The organism is Algoriphagus algorifonticola (assembly GCF_007655305.1).
GTDB classification, from domain to species: Bacteria; Bacteroidota; Bacteroidia; order Cytophagales; family Cyclobacteriaceae; genus Algoriphagus; species Algoriphagus algorifonticola.
This window is the reverse complement of the sequence record NZ_VLOG01000017.1, coordinates 101282-118884: the sequence shown is the minus strand read 5'-3', so window position 1 is coordinate 118884 and position 17603 is coordinate 101282. Positions and strand designations below refer to the sequence as shown.

Below are 17603 nucleotides of genomic sequence, written 5' to 3'. Positions count from 1 at the left end.
ACTAGCTTTCAACTACTTCCAAAATCCGAAATCCGAATGGTTCCAATATCAGGTATTCATCATCTCTCCCCACTTCCAATTCCTGATCTGTCCAATGATCTTTTAACTTCTTTGGAATTAATCCCTGCTCCTTAAAAGCATACCAAGTCAGATAAGAGGCCTCATTCTTAAAATTGAAAACACAATAAACTTTTTGATCCTTCAAGCTTCTCAAATAAGCGGCAACATGAATATTATGCGGGTACAACCACGTGATATTCTTGTAGTCACCTATGGCATGAAGTGATTTCCGGATTTGAAGTAATTTCTGAGTTCCTGTGAAAACTCTGTTTTCAATACTTCCTTCCTCATTTCTGTTTTCAGCTTTTACCCAATCTATAATTGGTCTATGCATCCATCGGTTGTCATAGCTTTTTGCTGGATCTTTTTCATAGATATAATCATTAGTATAGCCCAATTCATCTCCATAGTATAACATAGGTAATCCACCGAGGAAAATAGAATGAGCCTGCATCATCAGAATCTTTTGGATGGCAGAGGCAACTTGGGCATCATCTTTTTCCCAGATAGCCTTTTCCAAACCGCAAAGCGATGCAAGAGTACCTGAAATCCTGGCATCCCCTGTTTTTGGATTGGATGAAAATAAAGCTCCTCTCGCAGGACTATCTGGAAATTTCCCTGAGAAATAATCTTTCAGAAATGTTCTATGTCGGTAAGGATCTTTTCCAGCCTGGGCAATCATATAATCATCATAGCCCAAACCAATGTCATCATGACAACGAGTATAGCTTATCCAGCTTGTTCCGAAAGGCTTTTGCTGAATAATGGATTGAGCATTCAACATCACCTGAGTTTCTCCTGTGGCCAGCATATCCCATTGTAGAGCCATTTGAGTGGCATTATAAGCAAAATCACATTCCTTGCCGGCATTTTCGCCAGTTCCAAAATATTCCATAATCTTCGCAGGTGCTACAATCGCTTCACCGAGTAAAGCCATTCCTGGACTCGCTATCTGTACAGCCTGTTTGATTAATCTTAAAATAGTATGGGCTTGAGGTAAATTCTGACAGGTCGTTCCGGTTTCTTTCCAGATAAATGCAGGAGCATCAATTCTCAACAAGTCCACACCCAGATTCGCATAAAAAAAGACTGTATCCAGCATCTCCCTTAACACATGAGGATTACGATAATTCAAATCCCATTGATACTGATGAAAGACCGTCATTACCCATTTTTGACACTCCTCGGACCAAGTGAAATTGCCTGGTGAACTTTCAGGAAAAATCTCAGGCATTGCTTGCTCATACTCGTTAGGAATCCATCGATTCTCGTACATGTAAAAGTAATCCTGATAAAATTTATCCCCGGCTTTTGCCTTCTCTGCCCATTCATGCCTATGAGAGGTATGATTCAATACGATATCCAACATCAAGTGCATACCGTTTTTATGCATTTTTTTGCGAAGTGAAAGAAGTTCTTCCAGGGTTCCAAATCGCTCATCCACCTTCCTGAAATCAGAAACTGCATAGCCCCCGTCGCTTTCTCCAGGAGGGCTTTGAAAAAGAGGCATGAGATGGAGAAAATTAACTCCCAGCTGATCGAAGTAGCTTAACTTTTTTTCCATTTTAGAAATGGATCCACAAAACCTATCCACGTACAAACTCATGGCCGCCAAGTCATTGCTCAAAAACCAATGACCTTGCTTCAATTTATATAAATCCCTTTTTTTAAGATCTTGATCTCGATTTATGTAGGCTGAGACCACAGTTTTCAAAAGATCTGAAAAGAAAGTCTGAGTGGACTCATTTCTTCCATAAATTTCAAAAAACAGGCTTTTTAACGGGCCTACTCCTTCTTCAAAACGCCGCACAAAATCCTTGTCCTTTTTGACAGCATCTATAGAAAAGTCTTTCAAAATTGAAAGGTCATTACTGGAATTCATCTGTGACATATTAAGTCAAAATCATTAATGCCCTGCGGAGAAACCTCCGGAATTGGTTATTACTTTTTTATTTTCTTTGATATTTAAAGTGGCTAAAGCAGCAATCAGCAGCAAAGCCCCACCAAATACTATGGCCATTCCCGGGTCATTTCCCAGGAAGGTTTTAGAGATAAAGCCAAAAGTCAGCGTCTGTAGAATCATAGGAATCACAATCATCATATTGATTATCCCCATGTAAACCCCATATCGTTCCTTGGGAATTTCATTGACCACCAACAAATAGGGAACCCCCATCATACTAGCCCAGGCGATCCCAAAACCAGTCATAGGTATAAATAAGGCATATTTATTATCAAGTTGGGGAAAAATCAAGAGCCCTATACCTGCCATAATTAAACAGATAAAATGCACCTTTTTAGGGCCATATTTTTGGGCCATACTTGCTAAAAAGAAGGCTGAAAGGAAGGTTACAATATTATACCATCCATTCACCAAGCCTGTCCATCCGACCGCTTCCTCATACAGCAACTTATCCCCTGTCGGAGTTGTGTTCCAAACTGATTGAGCAATGCTTTTCGCAGCATTTTGCCAATAGCAAAAAAGGGCATACCATTGGAAAAGGTAAATAAGTGCCAATTTCCACATCACAGAAGGCATGACCATGATGGATTCGATGATTTCAATGTTTTGGGCAAATAATACCCTTGTAGTCGAGTTTTCCTTGGTTTTTTCCAAGGTTCTTCGAATCAATCCTTTGGAAAAGATTGCAGGAATCAGCAATAGGAAAAAGACCAGATAAGCTACCAAAGTGGTTAGAATCGAAAGAAAAAACTGAATAGCCGGGTGAGGCATTCCTTCCGTTCGCTTTTTCAGAGCTTTCAGTTCCTCTTCATCCGGCGGTATTTCTGGTGTTTTTGAAATACTCCACATCACAGTAGTGATCGAGCAAATGGTTCCTAAAAAGAAAGAAGCGTATACCCAATAAGGGAGAGAACCTGCTGTTCCGGTGATATATTTTTGAAATACAAAAAGTGAAATATTGGCTAGCGTAATTCCCAAACCGGTAAAAAAGCTTTGGGTCAAGAATCCTGTAGAATATTGCTCATCAGGAAGTTTATCTGCAATCAAAGCCCGATAAGGTTCCATAGCAGTATTGTTGGCAGCATCCAAGACCCATAGCAATCCAGCAGCCATCCAAAGGGAACTACTGAATGGGTACAGGAATAAGGTAATACTACAGAAAAGGGCGCCTATGAAAAAAAAGGGCTTTCTTCGACCAAATTTTGGACTCCAGGTATTATCACTCAATGCACCAATGATTGGCTGGATCAATAAGCCCGTCATCGGCCCTGCAAGGTTCAATATGGGGATTTCATCTGGCGCTGCACCCAACATATCGTAGATGGGATTGACAGCACTCTGTTGCAAACCAAAACTATATTGAATGCCGAAAAATCCGACATTCATATTAATGATCTGGGAAAAGGACAGGCGTGGTTTTGCCATGGATTATTTTGGGTATGTATTGCTAAATACCATCTTAAATCCCACAGGATTTTAAAATAGGTCATCTAACATACAAACTTTATCCTTCAGAAAATCAGCCTTTCAAAAGAAAATACAGGGAAAATCTATGCAAACGGTTGATTATTTTGACAAGCCTAAAAATTTGATGATTTTCGGAATACTCAATGCCTTTCTCCGGAAAGCACTTTAAAGACATGTAAAACTGCTGGAAAAACTGCATCCATAGATTCTCTGGCGCCAGCAGATGAACCCGGCAGTGCCAACACCAAACTTTGATCTATCACTCCAGCTAAAGAGCGGGATAAAAAGGCTGTTGGAACTCGCTGCTGACCGTAATTCCTAATGGTTTCTTCAATTCCAGGTATTTTTCTAGTCAATAGGGATTCCAAAGCATCCGGAGTCACATCCCTTGGAGACAAACCTGTTCCTCCTGAGAAAATGATTAAGTCTATTCCTTCGTCAGCGTATTTTTTTGCTAAACCTTGGATTTTTTCTATTTCGTCAGGAATGATTTCATAGGCCGCTACTTGTACGCCAAAGCTGCTGAGTTTATCCTGAATAATCTTACCCGATTTATCCTCGCCTTTTCCTTGAGAGATAGTATCCGAACAAACAATCACAGCGCCTTTGAGATAAGAAAAGTCCTTAGAATTTAAGTCGGACTTACCACCTTTCTTTTCAATCAATCGAATTTTTTCAATACTGATTCCCTTGTCCAATGGCTTAAGCATATCATACATGGTGAGCGCAACTACCGAGGCCGTGTGCATGGCCTCCACCTCCACACCGGTTTTGTAAATTGTATGAATTTCTACCAAAATCCGGATCTCCTCATCTCCGATTTCATAAGATACACCAGTAAACTCTATGGGCAAGGGGTGACAATCCGGGATCATATCCGCTGTTCTTTTTGCTGCAAAAAGCCCTGCGGTTTTAGCCATTTCAAGCACATCACCCTTAGGTACTTTTCTTTCCTTTACAGCCTGAATCGTTTCGGGTTTTGACACTTTTACAGTGGCTTCTGCTACAGCTTTTCTCAGAGTAGAACTCTTGTGGGTAATATCAATCATGTTTGGTTTCCGGTAGTTTTTGAGAAGACTTAATATCCTGGATGAAATCTTTTAAGTGCTCGATTTCAACGTGGTCCATTAAGACAATTTTATACCACTCATTATCCTCAGAATGAGATTGAGGAACGAGGTTATATTTATGGGCAATTGAGTCTGGTACAGCCTCTGCCCTGAGTGTAACTATATTCATTTCAGGCTCTCTGAAAAAGGGAATCCCCAACTCATTCAGATGCCTGCATAGCCAGTTTGTTCTCATCTTTAAGACAGAGATTTTTTCAAACCATTTGTGTGGGCCATAGGTGGTTAGAATAGTCCAGACAGCCACTGCATTAGCCCCTGAACGGCTCCCGCAAAGCGTTAAGTCCATACCCTCAACATATTGAGCCTCTTTGGTTAATACATTTTCAATTAAACCTTTTCTACAAACAAAAATCCCCGTTCCATAGGGTGCTTGAAGCATCTTGTGGGCATCTATAGTTAGGGAAGAGATATCTGGATTTTGAAAAGTAATTTGGTTTTCACCTTCTGAGAAGGGATATACAAAACCACCATAAGCACCGTCAATATGCAATCTAAATGGCACTTGAAACTCCTTCAAAACATCCGCTATCGGCACCGGATCATCCACGGACCCAAACATGGTGGTCCCCATGTTTGCGATGGCAATAAAATATTTTTTTCCATCGCAAATGGCCTTTCTAACTTCTCTTTCCAGACCCTCATTTGACATTGCTCGAGTCTCCGAATTAACAGGAACCTTTACCCAGTCAAGCATGAGCAAATTGCCTGCTTTTGGGATAGAATAGTGAGTATCTTCAGAGGCCAGGATAGCGATTTCTTCTACCTTGGCTCCAAGCTTTTGAATGAATTCATTTCTATAAATCCAAAGTGCCTGAATATTCGCCTCAGTACCTCCAGGAGAAATGTATCCATCAAAGCTACCTTCTTCGATTTTGAACAAGTCCACCGCAATCATATTGAGGACTTCCCTCTCCAGTTCTTGAGTACCTTTGAAAGCAAACTCTGAAGTTCCAAAGGTGTGGCAACCAATATGGTTTGGGTTGGCTATGTAGGTATTCAAAACAGGCATTTCTCTCAAAAAAAGAGATTCATTGGCAAATACCTTTTCGTCCAATTTGGATGCAGGATATCCCAGGTTGGCATCCTTGGAGAAATCAACATTTTGTTTCAAAGCTCTCTGAACCCGTTCCAAGCGCTGTTCCGAGTTCAGCTTCTTCCAAAATTTCATGTCAATATGCATAGGGCTGATTTGGGTTTATTTAACTATTCTTTTTCCAAACATGCTCCTCAGAATCCAGAATTTCTTTTCCCCAAACCGGCAATTCAGCTTTGATGCGCTCAACCAACTCACTGCAGGCTTCGATAGCGGCTTTTCTGTGTTTGGAAGATGTAAATACAAACAGACATATCTCCCCTACTTTCACTTCGCCAAAACTATGGTAAATATGCATACAAGTCAGAGGGTATTTAGCAAAAACAGCCTCCCTGATTTCAAATGCTTTTTGCAAAGCCATCTCTTCATAAGCAGTATATTCTATAGCGACGACTTCTCCTTTCTCTTTTTGGTCAGCTCTAACTTGACCCAAAAAAATGGAGTGCCCACCTATTTCAGTTTTGGTACTATGATTTGCAATAGAAGTGGCAATCTTTTCTGGAGAAATAGCTCCTTGTACAAATATGTTTTTGGGGGTTCTTACTTTGTCCATAAGATTAATTTTTAGGATAGGCATTCACGCCTCCACGAATTGAAATAAACTCTTTGTGCGGAAAATGATCTTTCAACTTTACGGCTGCTTTTTGGCTTCTGATTCCGCTTTGGCAATAAACAAAAACCTGATCAGAATTGAATTGAACCTGATTTAAATCATAAAACTCACTCAATGGGATTTCTATTAGATTATTCAAATTCAATTTAGGCATTTCATGACTTTCTCTGACATCCAGCCACTGGACTTTGGATGATTTAAGTCCTTCCTCCCAACTGATAATTGGAATCCCTGAGCATAAAAACTCATAATCCAATTGCTCCAATTCCTTTTTTGATTTTGGAATTAAGTTTCTGGCCACTGCATTTGGCTTTAAATCCAAAAAATATTGTTGGTAAGTTTTGCTGTCGAAAAATAAAACCCGATTCCTGAGCGCTTCCGCGTATCCAGTGATGACTTTGATGCTCTCCGTAGCCATTAAAGTTCCGATCAAACCCGGAAGAACCCCCAAAACACCAGTTTCTGAGCAATTGGGAACTTCCATTGAGGAAGGGGGATTGGGAAATAGATCCCGGTAATTACAGGCGTTTTCGCCAAGGTTGAATACAGAGACCTGACCTTCATGCCTAAAAATCGCTCCAAATACCAAAGGCTTATGGAGCAGGAAGCAAACATCATTGACTAGATATCGAGTAGGGAAATTATCTGTCCCGTCTATTACCAAATCGTATTGAGAGATAACTTCAAAGGCATTTTTTGGGTTTAGAAAAAAAGGATAGACTTCAAGCTTAATATCTGAATACTTTTTGCTGATAATTCGGCTAGCCACATCAGTCTTCAATTCCCCTACATGATTTTCACCATAGAGAGTTTGCCGGTTTAAATTAGAAATCGATACCAAATCCCCGTCAACCAACCCGATTTTCCCAACTCCTGCAGCTGATAAATAATTTAAGATTGGGCATCCAAGGCCTCCAAGCCCTATTAATAGTACCGAGGCATTTTGAAGTTTGGTCTGACCCTCTGTACCTATTTCCCTAAGAATTACTTGGCGCTCAAACCTATCCATCATCAACCTCCTGAGAATGGAGGTAAAAGGGCAACTTCCCTGGCTCCATCGATTTTTTGATTTTCAGATACCAACTCTTTGTCAACAGCCAAACTGAATTTCATCCCTTCCAATCCTGGGTATCTTTCTTTAAGAATAGCTAACAGCTCCTGGGTATTAGAGACAGAGTCCAGCCAAATTTCTGATTGGCCAATTTCTTCTGCCACCATCCCGAATGCTTTAATAATAAGTTTCTCAGCCATAATTCAATTTACGAAATGCATTAAGAAAGAATCAATTTCACAGAGGCAAATAATAATACCGCTGCCAACATATACTTCAATACCTTAACAGAGAACCGTTTGGCACCCAAATAAGCTCCCAGAGCTCCTCCCAAAACTGTCAAAGGTATCAGAACCCAAAGTTCCTGGGAAACTGTAATCTTATACGTCGCCGCTCCTACAAAACCTGCTACTGAGTTTAGAAAGATAAATAGCGCACTTAAAGCAGCAGTTTCCTTTACTCCAGCCCAACCCAACATCAAAATTATTGGAGTAAGTATTATACCTCCCCCTATTCCAATCATTCCTGAAACAAAGCCTATCAAAATTCCCAAAACCGGAGGCATCCACCATTTTCTTTCTACCTGCTCATCCTTTGAAATTGGGAAAACACCCCCAAATTTTAATACAGGGAAAATCAATAAAAAGCCCAATACCTTTTTATAAACTGTCGCATCTAATAATATCGTACCTCCCAGATAAGCTGCCGGAATTGAAAATATAATCAGGGATAAAAACAGTTGCATGGGAAAAACACCTGCTTTCCTGTAATTCAGGTAGGCAACCATGGAAACCATCATATTTAAAATCAATGCTGTCGGACGGATTTCCTCCGGAGCAAAACCTAGCAGTGCTAAAATCATCAAGTAAGAACTGGCTCCCCCATGGCCTACCGAAGCATATAGAAATGCAGCAAATGGCATAAGGAAAAACAGGGCATAGTACATCCAGGTCTCCATTACCAAGGATAAAATTTGATGGTTTGTCCAGCTTTGATAAATGTGGTTTTCTCGGGGATTTCAGCAAATCCATCAGCAGTACCAAAGGATATCAGATTGAAAGACTCTTGCCCACTCAGAATATGAATTTTTCCATCTTCAACTTTGGCCTTAAGAAACTGAGTTAAAGGAATAGGCTTCTCAAAGTCCGCCGAAATTGGTAACTCCACAAATGAATCCCAAGCCTTTGAATTCCCTTTCCAAGACTCAATTACCGGCTTGACATAGTTTAAAAAACAAGATAAAACAGACGCAGGATTACCTGGAAGTGCAAAAACCAATTTCTCCTTTTTCATTCCAGCATAAAGGGGCTTTCCAGGCCTTTGCTTCACCTTGTAAAATAGTGGTTCAACTTGATGAAATTCCAAGGCCTCTTTCACAAAATCGTAATCTCCTACAGAAATTCCCCCTGTAATTAAAACCAAATCAGACTGCGCTAAGGCCTTAGATATGATATCTTGAACTGCCTTTTTTTCATCACGAACCTGCCAGTGCTGGATTTCTCTAATTCCCAGACTTTTCAACCAAATATCCAATGCGGGGCCATTTGCATTATAAATTTGACCCCTAGTCAGGATTTCTCCAAGATTTTTTATTTCATTCCCTGTGGTCAAAATACTTACTTTCGGAGGCTGAAAAACAGGAATTTCCCCTACTCCCACAGAAGCCATCAAACTGATTAGACCCGGGGTTATTTTAGCTCCAGCCTGAGCCACCAAGTCTCCTTTTTTGCATTGACTTCCTTGGTAACGAACATGCTGTCCCTGAATCGCATCTTCTGGGTTAAAATTAATTTTAGCGCCATTCTTCTCCACCTTTTCCTGCATGATCACAGAATCTGCACCTTCTGGCATAGGCGCACCCGTGAAGATTCGAATACATTGGCCATTCTTTATTTGTTGAGAATAATCTCCTCCAGCGGCTGATTCACCTATTATTTCCAATTCTTTGAGTCCTTCTTCCCAAATAAAGGCATAGCCATCCATAGCGGAATTGTCAAAAGAAGGAACGTCCATCAAGGACCTTACCTCATATCCCAGGAATAATCCTTCAGACTCAGAGAGAGGAATTAATTGAGACCTTTTATTCAAAGGGATATTTTGAAGAATTTTTTTTGCCTCAGGAACTGAAATCATCTCACCCTCCGATTTTAATCATACTTCTATTTTCGATTTTATCAGCTTGGGTAAGTTGATAATCCGCAGAAAACTGCCCTCCTAAAACTGCGTGTTTCTTTGCCAAAGACTCATGAATCAAAGATCTTACCCCTTCCCCTTTTCTCAATCTACTCAGCAAATCCAGCTCATCCTTTCCAAAAAGGCAATTCTTTATCTTCCCATCGGCAGTTAATCTTAACCTGTTGCAACTACCACAAAAATGCTCACTCATGGTGGTAATAAAAGCGAAGGTTCCGGCATAACCAGACACTTTATATTTTTTGGCTGTGCTGTGTGGTTTATCGGTTAGTTTTTTGAAGTCCAACTTAGATCCTGCAATTTTCAACATCTCTCCGGCCGTCAAGACTTTTTTACTGTCCCAGCTATTTCCCTGAAATGGCATAAACTCGATGAATCGAATGTGAAGGGGATATTTTTTGGTCAATTGTATAAAATCCACCAACTCATCTTCAATCTGCCCCAGCATGGCCACAGCATTGATTTTAACCCGAAAACCTTCCTCCAATAGTAGCATGATACTATCCAACACTTGCTGAAACTGATCTCTACGCGTCAACCTTTTAAATTTCTCGGGGTTCAAGGTGTCCAAGCTCACATTGATCGACTTAACTCCGGATTCCTTCAAAAGGTCGATATATTTTGGAACCAGTATCCCATTCGTTGTCAAAGACAATTCTACTGGAAGCTTACTCAGCCTTTGAATAATATCACCAGCATCTTTTCTAACCAGAGGCTCTCCACCAGTCAATCGGATTTTGGTCACGCCAAGTTGTACAAAAACCTCAGCCAGCTCTACAATTTCATCAGCACTCATCAATCTGGATTGTGGCATCCACTCCATTTCCTCCTGAGGCATACAATAAGTGCAACGGAAATTGCAATTGTCCGTCAGAGAAATTCTCAGGTAATTGTGAATACGTCCAAAATTGTCTTTGAGCATGCCGTGATTTTAATCTAATATTAGAAAGATTGAAATGCTTTCTCCACCCTCTTTCTACAAATGGAGACTTTATTTTTCTAACGTAATTTAATTCAATTAGCTCGGTAAAAGCTGATTTTCTCCAGATTCTTGACTCAGGCGCCTTTTCTGAATTGAGTTGGACTTGAATTGACCTGCTTTTTGAAGAAATTATTGAAGTGAGTTACTTCGTTGAATCCTAAAGCGAAGGCAATCTCAGACACGTTCCAATTACTTTGTTTCAAAAGGATTTTGGATTCCTGTACCAATCTATCGGCAATCAGTTGAGAAGTAGTTTTTCCCGTCATCTCTTTCACTGCGCGATTGAGATGATTGACATGGATGTTGAGTTGATTGGCAAATTCTGAGGGAGTTCTCATTTGAATACTGGAGTGGCTTTCATCTACTGGGAACTGCCTTTCCAAAAGCTCCAGAAATATGGAAGCTATTCTTAAAGATGCATTCCCATGAAGGGTAGTTTGCAAGTCTGCTGGTTGCAATTTCATCCCGAAATGAATCAGTTCGGAAACCAAATTCCGAATACGGTCATACTTGTACTTGTATTCAGAATTAAACTCATCTTGCATCGTTTCAAAAATAGCCTCTACTTCTTGAGCCTCCTCATCACTTAACTCAAACACATGAGTTCCATTTGGGTGGAAAACCTCATACTGCTGAATTTGGCCATAATTCATGAAGAAATGAGGATTGAAAATACAATATACCCCAGTAGTATGCGCTCCTATGTGATCCCATTTATAAGGAACCATTGGATTGGAAAAGGACAGTGCCTGTTTTTTGACCTCATACACTCTGTCAGCGTAATGAACTGTGCTAGCACCTTTGACAAGCATGACTTTGTAAAAATCCCGCTTTCTATATGGGACACTTTTTACTTTACCTTCGAAAAAAGGCTCAAGTCTGAAAATATTAAAATGCCCGAAATCCTTTTTTAGGCTTTCCGGAATCCAATTGAATTTACGTTTATAAAATTCCTCTAAGGTCTCTGACTTTTCCATTTTGTTATTTTTTAGCGTAGGTATTTTTAAAAGTGTAAAGCAAGCTCATGTTCCAAACCAAATCATCTCCAGCTACCTCTGACTTGATTTTTCGATTAAAAAAGGTTTGAAATGAAATTGGAAATTCATCTTTGCTGAATGTAAAACTTGAATTGATATAAGTTCCAGAATTTTCATCCACACTGAGAAAGAAGAGTTGCGGATTAATTCGTAAGGAGAAGTCTCCTCCTAATCTGATATTGGAAATCACAGTATTCAAAGCAACAAAATCAGTGTTTTTAGGTCCTGTTGGATTAAAGCCTGTTCCATGAAGATAATAAATACCCATGCTAAGTTTATTGCTGAATTTATAGGTTTGATTGATCTCCCCTGCAAGGAATCTATTGGCTACAAACATCCTTTGAACTTCTCCATCCACTACTACCTCCCTATCCTGAAAGAGAAAAGCAGGATGTGCACCTGCACTTAGAGTAAAACGCTTGTCTTTGATAATTTTATATCTCCACCACAAAACAAATGTCCATGGCTTTCCATTCATTCCTAATCGAAACATCGGGTCAAAGGAAAATCTTTCCCCTCCTACACTGAGGTCGAAGAAGGCAGCAGGTTTTCCTAAATTAAATGCAGGAATAATAGAGACACCATTATTAGTTGCTGTGATAGTTCCACTAAAATGGCGAATCGGTGATTGAGATTCAACTGGATTTTCCTGAGAAAAGGAAGGACTTTGGAGTAAAACCAAACTCAGAATCAAAATCTGAATTTTTGTAATTGATTTCATTAAACTTTTCAAAGTGAGGGTAAATAGGGATTTGAGAAATTAGTCTTACAAATGTCCAAATTTTATCAATTAATTTATAATGAAAATCAAATAGATGATTACAAAATTCAAACATTAAATAGCTATAAGCGAAAAATAAATTTCTTGAAAAAATCAATTTATCAATAAAATTACCGAGAAGAAACCCCTTGAAATATATTTGAAAAGCGTAAGTATTTATTTGATAACAATTAATTATACTGCTTAAAATCAATTAATTTTGAATTAATAATTTCTCTATTTGATTTCCAATGATGGATTTGTATAAACTCGGGATAGAAGCAAACAATCTTAATCCTTGCGATAAAAAGTTTTCACAGAATTATAAAAATGAAACCTAAACTCAGATGAAATTCAAAGATTTGAAAAATCAAACCGATTCTTTTTAGGCTGAGCTCCTAATTGCACCTTACTAAGATTCTTACTTTAAAAAACACCTAACAAAAACACTATTAATATGAAAAACTATATCATTCCATTTGTCTTATTTATTGGCCTTCATTTTTCTGTTTTAGCTCAAAATCAGCCAGAACAATCCTCTGAAAAGGAAGTTTATGAACTCTCCATGAACAAGTGGAAATGGATGGCGGAAAAGGACATTAGTCAATTGCAGCCGCTCTTTCACCCTGAAGCCAAGTTTGTGCATATGAGCGGAACCTGGACTACGGAACGGGAATTGGAAATCATTGATTCAGGAAGTATCTGGTATAAAAATGCAAAAGTACATGATACTGCAGTGGAGCTGTTCGGCAATACAGCATTGGTATGGAACAGAATCACTTTAACAGCCGAAGTTAGAGGGAATGATGTAGTAACAGAATTTACCGTGACTGAGGTATATCAAAAAGATAATTCCGGATGGAAAATGCTTGCATTGACCTTTAGCAGTGTAAGAGACACCCATCAGATTGAAAAGTAAAATCTAATGTGGGCTACAAAAATTGATGGAGAGGAAGGCTTATCAAGTATTCTTTAGTTAATTTGCGATAATAAGTAAATACAAATCCCTGATGAAATCGAGCACGACGCAAGGGGACATACAGAGAGACGCCCCGATGTATCGGGGAATCAATGCGAAGATTCTCCCGAATCAAGTTCGGGAGAAGCTATCTGACCTCTAAAAATCAAAATATAAACAGATGAAATACCTGATTACTTTATTGATGGCCTTCTTTTCCAATTTTGTTTTGGCTCAAGTTCAAATAGTCGCAGAACAAGACCAAAACCGTGACCTTACTTTACTGGGTTTAAACAGCGATAAAATCCCTTACACCATAAGAATAGAATTCATTCTTTTAGAAAATCTTGAATCTTTGGAGGGAGACATTCTTTTCAAAACTGCTAACCCCGGAAAAAGTACTTTAGTGAAGCTTCAATCCATTTATTCTAATGAAAAAACTGGTTTTCGGTATAATACCAAACTATTCAAAGGAGATATATTTCAGAGACCACTTTACAAAACAATATATCTTCCACCGGTTGAAGAAGGAACTAAATTTAACATAAGGCCTTTGAGGTTTGAGTCTCATCCTTCTCAGAATTCGGGTTTAAATACATATACAGGCACCTTATTTCTTTTTGAAAAAGCAGTAGTTATTTGTGCCCCACGGAAGGGAATAGTTTCAGAGATTAAAATGGACCAAGAGCCTTTGGCTTCCGGGCCTTCAAATTTTGAATCAGAAAATTTCATAGAAATTTATCACGAGGATGGGAGTTTCAGCAGATTAAGTGGGCTTCAAAAAAAATCAGCAAAAGTTGAAATAGGTGATACAGTATTTCCAGGACAGGAAATAGCTGAATCAGCGATCGATCCGAATCAGAACTTGCATCATGTTAAAATGATTCAAAGTCATTGGGAGATGAGCGAAAGCGGAATGCTTTGGGTGAATTTTCCAGTTGTTATTTTTTCTGAACAAAAAAATATTTCAAGTGACCAAGATGCAGAGGATATTCTAGCTAAACATCCGGAAAACATTATTCAACTAGAAATGGATAAAAAAGAGCTTAAGAAATATTCAAAAAAATAAATCTGATCTCTTGAGTAAAAAATGTTTATCCCTCTCAGAACGAAGGTTTTTTCCTTAGATAAACATTTGAAATCAATCAATCTGTTTTGCTCATAAATTATTTTTAAACCTTACAGCCTGACAGTAGTTCTGTAGATATTAAATCAAAAAACCACTCAAAAATGAAAACCACAAAAATTTTAGCTCTAGCAGGAAGTTTTCTAGCAATGGGCTTATGGACTGCTTGCAGTGCACCAAAGGAAGAGTCTACAGAAGAAACAATGGAAGTAGTCGAAGAGGCTCCGGTAGAGGAATCCAATACGGTAGTTGATATAGCTATCGGTTCTCCTGACCACACTACCCTAGTAGCTGCAGTTCAAGCTGCAGGCTTGGTAGAAACACTTAGTGGAGATGGACCATTTACTGTTTTTGCCCCTACTAATGCGGCTTTTGAAGCACTTCCTGCAGGAACAGTTGAAGACTTATTGAAGCCTGAAAATAAAGAAAAGCTTGCTGGCATTCTAACATTCCACGTAGTATCTGGAAACGTTATGTCAGGTGATTTAAGTGATGGACAAGTTGTTACGACTTTGAATGGTCAAACTGCAACTGTATCTATCAAGGATGGAAAAGTTATAATTGGCGATGCAACTGTAGTTGCTGCTGATTTAGCCGGAACAAACGGCGTAGTCCATGTAATTGATAAAGTATTATTACCGAAATAAGGTTGATGGTTATTAAACTTAAGGCTAGTTCTCGTGGAGCTAGCCTTTTTTTTGTTTTCTATTTTTAATAATCCTGTTTGAATTGCGTAAGTATTTTCCAGCCAAGTGTTTTATTTTCACATTGACGTAAATATGATTCCTTCAAAATCGGGAAAACATTAACTTCTAGCTTATTAGCTGCAAATCCAATCCTTTGAGTATGCACTAGAAATGGTAAAACTTTGATTTGCGGTTTCACTTTCTTTAGCCCAAAATTTCCAATGAATTATCCAGACAATAAATTGAATAGAAGATCATTTCTGAAAGTTTCCGCCCTTGCTGGAGGAGGTATGATTCTTAGCTTTAATTGGCTGGCAGGCTGCAAACCTAATTCTTCCGAAATTTTGGATATGCCTAAAGAATGGTTCAGGCTTAACGGCTATATCAAAATCGGTGAAAATGGGCTGATCACCATCATGTCACCCAATCCAGAAGGTGGTCAGAATGTAAAAACTTCCATGCCCATGATAGTTGCTGAGGAATTGGACGCAGTCTGGAAAAATGTAAGAGTAGAGCAAGCGCCCCTGGACACTGAGAATTTCACCCGGCAATTTATTGGAGGAAGTCAGGCGATCAGAATTGGCTGGAATGCCTTAAGAACAGCAGGCGCGACAGCCAGACAACTTTTAATCAATGCAGCAGCCGATCAATGGAAGGTTCCTGCTTCGGAAATCAGCACTGACTCAGGATTTCTGATTCATATTCAATCCGGAAAACGAGCTCACTTTGGAGAGATGGCTTCATTAGCAGCTACTCTTCCGATTCCGGGAAATGTAGAATTGAAAAAAGTAGATCAGTTCAAAATTATTGGCACATCTCAAAAAAATGTAGATATCCAAAAAATCATTACTGGGAAACCACTTTTTGGGATTGATTATAAGAAGGAAGGCACTTTAATAGCGATGATTATTCATCCACCTTCATTTGGAATGAAGCTAAAATCATTTGATGCTTCAGAAGCAAGCAAAATGCCCGGTATCAGAGGCGTTTTCGAAATCAAATCCTTGAGAGATGACTATGTTAGAACATTCTTCGACACAGTTACCTTCACTGATTTAATTGCAGTTGTGGGAACTAGCACTTGGGAGGTCTTAAATGCAAAAAAAGCCATCCAGGCTGAGTATGAACCTATCTCCGCTTATGTTGAAAAAAGAGATCGATTTGGTTCCGAAGAAAGCAGGATAGTTCCGGCTGGTCAGGAGAATACTGAATCTCAGGCAGAAAAAATGCGAGTTGCTTCACTCAAACCACAAGAATTAAGAAGAGATGGAAACCCTGAAGAGGCTTTCAAAAAAGCCTCTAAAGTCATCGAGAAAACCTACACTGGACCTTTTCTGGCCCATAATTGTATGGAACCAATGAACTTTTTTGCTCATGTACAAGGAGATAAAGTAGAATGTGCAGGTCCTCTCCAAAAACCTGAGTTAACAGAACAGGCTCTTTCGGTAAGATTAGGCATCCCTGTTGAAAACATCCATATAGAAATGACCAGGTTGGGAGGAGGATATGGAAGGAGGTCCTATGCTCATTGGTTGATTGAAGCAGCTGTTATTTCTCAAAAACTCAATGCTCCTATCAAATTGATTTATACGAGAGAGGATGATATGACTTCGGGAATATATAGGTCCCGATACCAGGCAACTTATCGGGCTGCCTTGGACGAAAACAATCAGTTGATAGGCATTCATATCAATGCAGGAGGATTACCCGAAAATCCCATTTACCCAGATAGATTTCCTGCTGGTGCGGTCGAAAATTATCTTGCAGAGGGTTGGGAAGTCCCTTCCAATATCACCACGGGATCTTTCCGTGCACCGAGATCAAATTTCATGGCAGCCGCAGAACAATCCTTTTTGGATGAAGTAGCAGAAGTAGCGGGCAAAGATCCTATTGAGTTTAGATTAGAGCTGCTAGAAAAGGCTAAAAAAAATCCAGTGGGAAAAAACAATGATTATGATCCTGCACGATATGCAGAAGTCATCAAACTGGCAAGGGAGAAATCAGACTGGGCAACGAATAAAGAAGGAATAGCTAAAGGTTTTTCAGCTTATTTCTGCCATAATTCTTATGCTGCACAAGTATTGGAATTAAAAATGGAAAATGGTCAGCCTCTTATAGAAAAGGTAGTCTCAGCAGTGGACTGCGGAATCGTGGTCAATCCGGACGCTGCCAAAAATCTCTGCGAAGGTGCTGTGGTGGATGGAATAGGTACTGCGCTTTTTGGTGAGTTGACCTTTGAAGAGGGCAAACCGAGCAAAAGTAATTTTGATCAATATAGAATGATCCGAATGAAAGAAGCTCCTAAAATTATTGAAACCTATTTTGTGGATAACCAAATCGATCCAACAGGCTTAGGAGAACCTGCATATCCTCCTGTATTTGCAGCCTTAGCAAACTCTCTTTACCAAGGTACTGGACAAAGATTCTACGAACAACCATTTTTCAAACAGCTTGAAATCTGAAATTCAAAATCTTACAACTTGA

The 17603-nt window shown here is 39.3% G+C and carries 16 protein-coding genes; 4 read left to right on the top strand and 12 right to left on the bottom strand.

The window, feature by feature from the left end; translation table 11 throughout:
* Position 1: 1 nt before the first annotated feature.
* The 12 genes from FL972_RS03315 to FL972_RS03260 form a co-directional block, all read right to left on the bottom strand.
* Positions 2–1942, bottom strand: coding sequence for an alpha-amylase family glycosyl hydrolase (locus tag FL972_RS03315; protein WP_186299980.1), 1941 nt, complete (start codon positions 1940–1942; stop codon positions 2–4).
* Positions 1943–1966: 24 nt separating this feature from the next.
* Positions 1967–3448, bottom strand: a complete 1482-nt coding sequence (locus tag FL972_RS03310) for an MFS transporter (protein WP_144603550.1) — start codon at positions 3446–3448, stop codon at positions 1967–1969.
* 182 nt (positions 3449–3630) lie between these two features.
* A complete protein-coding gene (gene moaCB, locus FL972_RS03305) occupies positions 3631–4539 on the bottom strand; it encodes a bifunctional molybdenum cofactor biosynthesis protein MoaC/MoaB (protein ID WP_144603548.1) in 909 nt (302 codons plus the stop codon).
* Complete coding sequence (locus FL972_RS03300) at positions 4532–5800, bottom strand: pyridoxal phosphate-dependent decarboxylase family protein (RefSeq protein WP_250161273.1); 1269 nt, start codon at positions 5798–5800, stop codon at positions 4532–4534. The genes moaCB and FL972_RS03300 overlap by 8 nt, the downstream gene beginning before the upstream one ends.
* Positions 5801–5819: 19 nt before the next feature.
* Complete coding sequence (locus FL972_RS03295) at positions 5820–6266, bottom strand: molybdenum cofactor biosynthesis protein MoaE (protein WP_144603546.1); 447 nt, start codon at positions 6264–6266, stop codon at positions 5820–5822.
* Between the two features lie 4 nt (positions 6267–6270).
* Positions 6271–7335 carry a HesA/MoeB/ThiF family protein gene (locus FL972_RS03290; protein ID WP_144603589.1) on the bottom strand — a complete coding sequence of 355 codons (1065 nt, stop codon included), beginning with the start codon at positions 7333–7335 and terminating at the stop codon, positions 6271–6273.
* 2 nt (positions 7336–7337) lie between these two features.
* Complete coding sequence (locus tag FL972_RS03285) at positions 7338–7577, bottom strand: MoaD/ThiS family protein (RefSeq protein WP_144603544.1); 240 nt, start codon at positions 7575–7577, stop codon at positions 7338–7340.
* A gap of 20 nt (positions 7578–7597) precedes the next feature.
* Positions 7598–8335: a sulfite exporter TauE/SafE family protein gene (locus FL972_RS03280; protein WP_250161272.1), complete on the bottom strand. Its 738-nt coding sequence runs from the start codon at positions 8333–8335 to the stop codon at positions 7598–7600.
* A complete protein-coding gene (locus tag FL972_RS03275) occupies positions 8335–9510 on the bottom strand; it encodes a molybdopterin molybdotransferase MoeA (protein ID WP_144603542.1) in 1176 nt (391 codons plus the stop codon). The genes FL972_RS03280 and FL972_RS03275 overlap by 1 nt, the downstream gene beginning before the upstream one ends.
* Before the next feature lies 1 nt (position 9511).
* Positions 9512–10492, bottom strand: a complete 981-nt coding sequence (gene moaA, locus FL972_RS03270) for a GTP 3',8-cyclase MoaA (RefSeq protein ID WP_144603540.1) — start codon at positions 10490–10492, stop codon at positions 9512–9514.
* A 134-nt stretch (positions 10493–10626) separates the two neighbouring features.
* Complete coding sequence (locus FL972_RS03265) at positions 10627–11529, bottom strand: helix-turn-helix domain-containing protein (protein WP_144603538.1); 903 nt, start codon at positions 11527–11529, stop codon at positions 10627–10629.
* Positions 11530–11533: 4 nt separating this feature from the next.
* The gene (locus tag FL972_RS03260; RefSeq protein WP_144603536.1) at positions 11534–12310 is read right to left on the bottom strand and encodes a hypothetical protein; all 777 of its coding nucleotides are present in this window, start codon (positions 12308–12310) and stop codon (positions 11534–11536) included.
* A 496-nt stretch (positions 12311–12806) separates the two neighbouring features.
* Between FL972_RS03260 and FL972_RS03255 the strand changes: the two genes are divergently transcribed.
* From FL972_RS03255 to FL972_RS03240, 4 genes are all read left to right on the top strand, one after another.
* Positions 12807–13268: a nuclear transport factor 2 family protein gene (locus FL972_RS03255; protein ID WP_144603534.1), complete on the top strand. Its 462-nt coding sequence runs from the start codon at positions 12807–12809 to the stop codon at positions 13266–13268.
* A 220-nt stretch (positions 13269–13488) separates the two neighbouring features.
* Positions 13489–14376 carry a M23 family metallopeptidase gene (locus tag FL972_RS03250; RefSeq protein WP_144603532.1) on the top strand — a complete coding sequence of 296 codons (888 nt, stop codon included), beginning with the start codon at positions 13489–13491 and terminating at the stop codon, positions 14374–14376.
* A gap of 161 nt (positions 14377–14537) precedes the next feature.
* Positions 14538–15080, top strand: coding sequence for a fasciclin domain-containing protein (locus FL972_RS03245; protein ID WP_144603530.1), 543 nt, complete (start codon positions 14538–14540; stop codon positions 15078–15080).
* 260 nt (positions 15081–15340) lie between these two features.
* Positions 15341–17581 carry a xanthine dehydrogenase family protein molybdopterin-binding subunit gene (locus tag FL972_RS03240; RefSeq protein WP_144603528.1) on the top strand — a complete coding sequence of 747 codons (2241 nt, stop codon included), beginning with the start codon at positions 15341–15343 and terminating at the stop codon, positions 17579–17581.
* The last annotated feature ends 22 nt before the right edge of the window (positions 17582–17603 follow it).